Annotated in this window: 4 protein-coding genes; 2 read left to right on the top strand and 2 right to left on the bottom strand. The window is 52.8% G+C overall.

Annotation, left to right across the window (positions count from 1 at the left end; translation table 11 throughout):
- Nucleotides 1–206: 206 nt before the first annotated feature.
- Together purL and purF are read left to right on the top strand one after the other, a co-directional pair.
- Nucleotides 207–2,483, top strand: coding sequence for a phosphoribosylformylglycinamidine synthase subunit PurL (gene purL, locus HWQ67_RS11280; protein WP_218252789.1), 2,277 nt, complete (start codon nt 207–209; stop codon nt 2,481–2,483).
- Nucleotides 2,467–3,852: an amidophosphoribosyltransferase gene (gene purF / locus HWQ67_RS11275; protein ID WP_255317241.1), complete on the top strand. Its 1,386-nt coding sequence runs from the start codon at nt 2,467–2,469 to the stop codon at nt 3,850–3,852. Before purL ends, purF begins: the two co-directional genes overlap by 17 nt.
- Before the next feature lie 118 nt (nt 3,853–3,970).
- Here purF and HWQ67_RS11270 read toward each other — a convergent pair whose 3' ends face one another.
- Both HWQ67_RS11270 and radA read right to left on the bottom strand, forming a co-directional pair.
- The gene (locus HWQ67_RS11270) at nt 3,971–4,684 is read right to left on the bottom strand and encodes a hypothetical protein (protein WP_218252787.1); all 714 of its coding nucleotides are present in this window, start codon (nt 4,682–4,684) and stop codon (nt 3,971–3,973) included.
- Nucleotides 4,653–6,035 carry a DNA repair protein RadA gene (gene radA, locus HWQ67_RS11265; RefSeq protein WP_218252790.1) on the bottom strand — a complete coding sequence of 461 codons (1,383 nt, stop codon included), beginning with the start codon at nt 6,033–6,035 and terminating at the stop codon, nt 4,653–4,655. Before radA ends, HWQ67_RS11270 begins: the two co-directional genes overlap by 32 nt.
- Nucleotides 6,036–6,350 lie beyond the last annotated feature (315 nt).

Below are 6,350 nucleotides of genomic sequence, written 5' to 3'. Positions count from 1 at the left end.
TAATTCACCCATAAAAGAAAGAAAGGGGCGGCTCCGCCCCCCTTCAGAACCCCCCGCAAGGGGACCAGTTCCCTTGACCCCATAAGGCTGGTGATGTTATACATGTTTATGCTCCCTTACTTAGCACTCCATTATGTCACCCTGTTCAGTTTTTTAGTTTTTCTCCTGCAGGAAAATAAATAGTGACTGTGCTATAATACCCATCAGTGATAGAACCTGTAATTACGAAAGAGCTGATAAAGGAGCACGGCTTAACCGAGTCTGAATATCAGCGCATCAAGCAGATACTGGGACGTGAGCCTACGTTTACGGAGCTTGGTATATTTTCCGTCATGTGGTCTGAGCACTGCTCCTACAAGAGTTCCCGCCTGCATCTGAGAAACTTCCCCACAACCGGCGAGCGGGTGGTCCAAGGCCCCGGTGAAAATGCCGGCGTCATTGACATAGGGCAGGGGATGGTTGCGGTGTTCAAGATGGAGTCTCACAATCATCCTTCGTACATAGAGCCTTACCAGGGAGCGGCCACGGGCGTGGGGGGCATCCTCAGGGATATCTTCACGATGGGAGCAAGACCGGTGGCATCGCTTAATTCCCTGAGATTTGGTCCGCTGTCGGAGCCGTATCACAAGCACCTCTTTGGTGGCGTCGTGGGGGGGATCGCAGGTTATGGAAACTGCATGGGGGTGCCCACTGTCGGCGGAGAGCTGTACTGTCACCCCTGTTATAGCGGCAACATCCTGGTCAACGTCTTTAACCTCGGCATTGCAAGGAAAGAACGCATATTCTACGGCAAAGCAAGCGGAATCGGTAATATCGTTATCTATGTTGGCGCCAAGACCGGCAGGGACGGTATACACGGCGTTACGATGGCAAGTGAGGAGTTCAAGGACGATGCCCAGCAGAAAAAACCAAACGTCCAGATCGGCGACCCCTTTACGGAGAAACTCCTGTTAGAGGCGTGCCTTGAGGCCATGAAAAAGGGTCTTATCGTGGGCATCCAGGACATGGGTGGGGCGGGGCTTACGTCGTCTTCGTCGGAGATGGCAGGAAGGGCCGGTACGGGGGTTGAGCTTGAACTAAGCGCCGTACCGCTACGGGCGCAGGACATGATCCCATATGAGATCATGCTCTCCGAAAGCCAGGAGAGAATGCTCCTTGTCACGGAACCCTCAAAACGAAACGAAATACTTGAAATATTTAAGAAATGGGACATCGATGCCACGGTCATAGGAACTGTCACCGGGGACGGTTATCTGCGTATAAAGTGGCATGGCAACACGGTGGCCGAAATACCGGCCGCAAAGATATCCGAAGATGCCCCCATATATGACAGACCCTCAGCGGTGCCACAGAATCAGACCGAACTAAACACCCTTGACCTCAATGATATACCACAACCAACGGATTACAACGCGTGCTTGCTAAAACTCTTGTCATCGCCTGCGATAGCCTCAAAATCGCTTGTCTGGCAGCAGTATGACCACATGGTGAGAACCGATACCGTTGTGCTTCCCGGCTCCGATGCCGCCCTTATCAGGGTGAAGGAGACCAGGGTAAATAATTCCAATATGGGGCTTGCCATGTCGGTTGACTGTAACAGTCGATACTGCTACCTGGACCCCTATGCCGGTGCGGTACATGCCGTGTGCGAGGCCGCAAGGAATGTAGCTTGCAGCGGTGCCACGCCGGTTGCACTGACCGACTGTCTCAACTTCGGAAACCCTGAAAAGCCCCATGTGATGTGGCAGTTTAAACGAGCTATCGAGGGCATAAGTGATGCCTGCAGGGTGCTTGAAACCCCCGTCATAAGCGGTAATGTCAGCTTTTATAACGAAACGGCGCTCCCCGGCTCAACGGGGCCAACGGCCATCTATCCCACGCCCATTGTGGCAATGGTCGGCGTCCTGGATGAGGTTGACAGACATCTGACGCAGGGGTTTAAGGGGGTGGGACATGCCGTCATGGTGATAGGGCAGGTGCGCCGAGGGCTGGGGGCAAGTGAGTACCTCGCACTGTGTCACGGCATAGAGAGGGGATTGCCTCCGGAAATCGATATATATAAAGAACGCCAGTTGTGCAATCTGTTGGCACGGTTGAATCAGACTGACTTGTTGCTCTCTGCCCATGATTGCTCAGAGGGTGGCATCTCTGTAGCGATTGCGGAGTGTGCGATTGCGGAGGCTGTTGGCGTGGATGCCGACCTGTCGTTGATCAGGCAAAATGCAACGCCAATCAGAGCCGACATCCAGCTCTTTGGTGAAACGGCATGTTGTGTCGTTGTCAGCGCATACCCTGAAAACGTGACCCAAATCGCTAAACATACAAAAGATGCCGGACTGCATTGTGCATTAATAGGAAAAACCGTTGCAGATAACCGTATGTCTCTGAGACTAAATGACCTGGTACTGATGGATATAACACTGCAAGAACTGACAACAACCTACAACAATGCACTGCAGAGGGAGCTTGGATCGAATATTTGAAATAAGAGAAGAGTGTGGGGTGTTTGGCATATACGGTCACCCCGAGGCGGCAAATCTTACTTACCTGGGTCTGTACGCCCTTCAGCACAGGGGACAAGAGGGTGCGGGGATATGTTCCACCGATGGTCACACCATGCACCTGGAAAAGGCAATGGGATACGTTTCGGAGATTTTTAGCGAAGAGAGGCTAAAACGTTTACCAGGCCACGCAGCCATCGGTCACAACCGATACTCTACCGCCGGCGGGAGCATGTTGAAAAACGTCCAGCCAATCATGGCAAACTGTATGCTTGGCTCCCTGGCGCTTGCACATAACGGCAACCTCACCAATGCTGCGGCATTGAGAACGCAGTTGCAACAGGATGGCGCCATCTTCCAGTCCAACTCCGACAGCGAGGTCATCCTGCACCTCATCGCCCATGCCAAGGGCAGCAGGGCAGGGGATAAGTTCATCGAGGTGGCGCAGGAGATCGAGGGGGCATTCAGTCTGTTGATCCTCCTGGAGGACGAACTTGTTGCCATCAGGGACCCTTTTGGTGTCCGTCCGCTGTCCTTGGGGCAGTTTGACGGCGCCTACGTTGTGGCCTCTGAGACATGTGCCTTTGACCTCATCGGGGCAACATACATCAGAGACATAGAACCCGGGGAGATGTTGGTCATAAGCAAAAACGGCCTGCACTCGGTCAAGGCCACAGATAGCCATAGGCGTGCATATTGCGTGTTTGAACTCATCTACTTTGCCCGCCCCGACAGCAATATTTTTGGGGGAATCAACGTTAATCGCATAAGAAAAGAGCTTGGCAAAAGCCTTGCCGGTAGTTCACACGTGGATGCAGACGTGGTCATCCCCGTGCCGGACTCCGGTGTCCCTTCAACCATCGGATATGCACAGCAGAGCGGTCTGACTTTTGACTTCGGCCTCGTAAGAAACCACTACGTGGGCAGAACCTTCATAGAACCCAAGAACAGTATCCGACACTTTGGTGTTAAGATCAAGCTCAATGCCGTACAAAACATTACCAGAGGCAAGCGGGTCGTTATCGTGGATGACTCCATAGTCAGGGGCACGACGAGCAAGAAGATCGTAAAGATGGTCAGGGAACTCGGTCAGGCCAAAGAGGTACACCTAAGAATCAGCTCTCCCTGCACCATAGCGCCATGCTTTTACGGTATCAACACGCCAACGCGAAACGAACTCATCGCTGCAACCCATCAGGTTGACGAAATCAGGAAGTATCTCACGGCGGATTCCCTTGCGTATCTGTCCATAGAGGGGCTACGCTCTGCCCTGCCAAATCCCGACGATTACTGCTATGCCTGCTTCAACAGAGAATATCCCATCGGCTTCCCGCAAGAGCAACTCATATAATCTGCGTAATCTTGGTTCAGGCAATCCCTATATATTTACTTAACTCATGTTACGCGTAGAAATAAAAAAAGGTTTATAGCACGTTTCGATTGGATTAAATACAAGATACATGGCGTTTTTACGGGGTCAAGGGGTCCGTGACCCCTTGCAGGGGGGTCTGAGGGGGGGCGGAGCCGCCCCCTTCTTTCTCTTCTCCCCTCTCAAAGCGAACAGCCTCGACCTTGATGCTGATAGAGTTTTCTCCGAGGCTTGCATCGATCCGGGAGGGATACGCTATGCCATCTGTCCATACCGTGTCCTTGTATACGATACGCATGATGCTACCATCGCCAATGTAAAGGGACTGCTTCACGGGACTTAACGTGGCCTTGCTAAGAACAACTACCCGCCCATAGGTCTTGAGTATGAGCCAGTCGTCAAGGTCACTGACCACCAGATCGTCAAACTTCCACCACAACAACCCTTCGCGTATCACCCTGGCAAAGACTTCCTTGTCAGCGTCATCCATTTCGGGGCTGCTGGAGAGACGACCGTCCTTCTGGGTAAACTCTCCGACCAAAAACCCCAGCGAGTAGACGTTGATCTGAAAGCCGGAATCATCCAGAACTATGGAGGCATTGCCGGAGAGGGTCTGCTTGCTTGTTTTGAGACTTAGTTCGACGGTGCCCAATATCCTGGTGACACTATCGAGACGTTTAAGGAGTTCGTTTAATGTTATGTCATGCGGTCTGTGGTCTACCGCTGTTGTATCTTTAAACTTAGGCAGCCATGCGCACGCATACAGTGACAAGAGCGTCAGGCTAACGATTAATGGCAATCTTAAGTGCTTCATCTATGTTCTTAACACCTCTTAGTTGTATCTGTGGGGTTATACTGAGCCTGGTGAGATTAGCCTCCGGCAGGATGGCCTGCTTAAAGCCGATCTTGGCGCCCTCCTTGATCCTTGCCTCCGCCTGCGATACGGCACGTATCTCACCGGAGAGGCCAACCTCGCCAAAGACAAAGATGGACTCCTCTACGGGCCTGTCCAGAAATGACGACGCTATGGTGGTAACGATCCCCAAGTCAAAGGCGGGTTCCGAAATCCGCAGTCCGCCAACCACGTTGAGAAATATGTCCATGTGCCCCAGGTGCAGTCCGCCGATCTTTTCAAGCACTGCCACCAGGAGGTTGACCCTGTTTACGTCCACGCCAATGCCCGTGCGTCGAGCAACCCCAAAGGTCGTCTGCGTTACAAGCGCCTGCAGCTCAACCAGCAAAGGCCGTGTCCCCTCCATCGTGGAGATCACCGTTGTACCGGCAACCCCCATTGGTCGCTCGGCCAGGAACAGCTCCGAAGGATTGGTAACCTCGGCAAGCCCCCCCTCTCGCATCTCAAAGACCCCGATTTCGTTTGTCGAGCCAAAGCGGTTCTTAACCGCCCGCAATATCCTGTATGGATGCCCCCGGTCGCCCTCAAAGTATATGACCGTATCAACGATGTGCTCCAGTGTTCGCGGACCGGCGATGGCGCCTTCCTTGGTGACATGACCAACGATAAACACCGGCACCGATGACTGCTTGGCATAGAGCATCAGCCTCATGGCGGCCTCCCTCACCTGCCCCACGGAACCGGGCACGGAGTTAAGCTCTTGTGTAAACACCGTCTGTATCGAATCTATAATGACCACTACGGGTTTTATCTTCTTTATGTGTTCAAAGATCACCTCAAGGGACGTCTCCGAAACGATCAGGATTTCAGCTGTGTCAATCCCCAGTCTCTTTGCCCGGAGCTTTATCTGCTTGAGGGACTCCTCGGCGCTGACGTACAGGGCCACTCCACCGACTGAAGAGTTGTTTTTGTAGACTCCCTCCAGCAACTGAAGCACCAACGTTGACTTTCCAATGCCGGGGTCTCCGCCTATGAGGATGAGTGAGCCGGCAACGATCCCCCCGCCAAGGACTCGGTTTAGTTCCTGGATGCCGGTGGAGATGCGCTCTTCGTCAGCCAGCTCGATGTCGGCGATGGAGGTCGGTGTGGATTTCAGAGACGGTCTGGATGTCCTTGGTTTTTCGGATTTCTCCTGTCGCTCCTCGACAAAGCTGTTCCAGGCGCCGCAGTCCGGGCACTTGCCGACCCATTTGAGCGACTGTCGCCCACACGACTGGCACTGGAAAACCGTCTTGTCCTTAGGGGGATTGATCCGAGTGCTCCTTCTGTGCTATGTCACCTCTTGCATATACAAACAGCATCTGTACTATTATAGCAGAATACACGGTAAATTTGTTGTTACTGGAAATATTGCTGTGATGATAGAAGGTTAAGCATTATGGGAGTCAAGGGGATTTCTTTACAGGATTTTTTACAGTAACCATTTTTTGTATCCTCTTAAAAAAGCATGGTAAAATGTTTCGCAGGAAGGGGTCAAGGGGACTTCTTTCTGGCCGGGGCGCCTCGCCCCTCCCCTTACGGGGGAGGTCTGAGGAGGGGGCGGAGCCGCCCTCCTTCTTTCTTAGTG

Source organism: Candidatus Magnetobacterium casense, from assembly GCF_019173545.1.
GTDB classification, from domain to species: domain Bacteria; phylum Nitrospirota; class Thermodesulfovibrionia; order Thermodesulfovibrionales; family Magnetobacteriaceae; genus Magnetobacterium; species Magnetobacterium cryptolimnobacter.
Note: the sequence above shows the minus strand (reverse complement) of the source record. Positions and strands in the feature narration are given on the sequence as shown.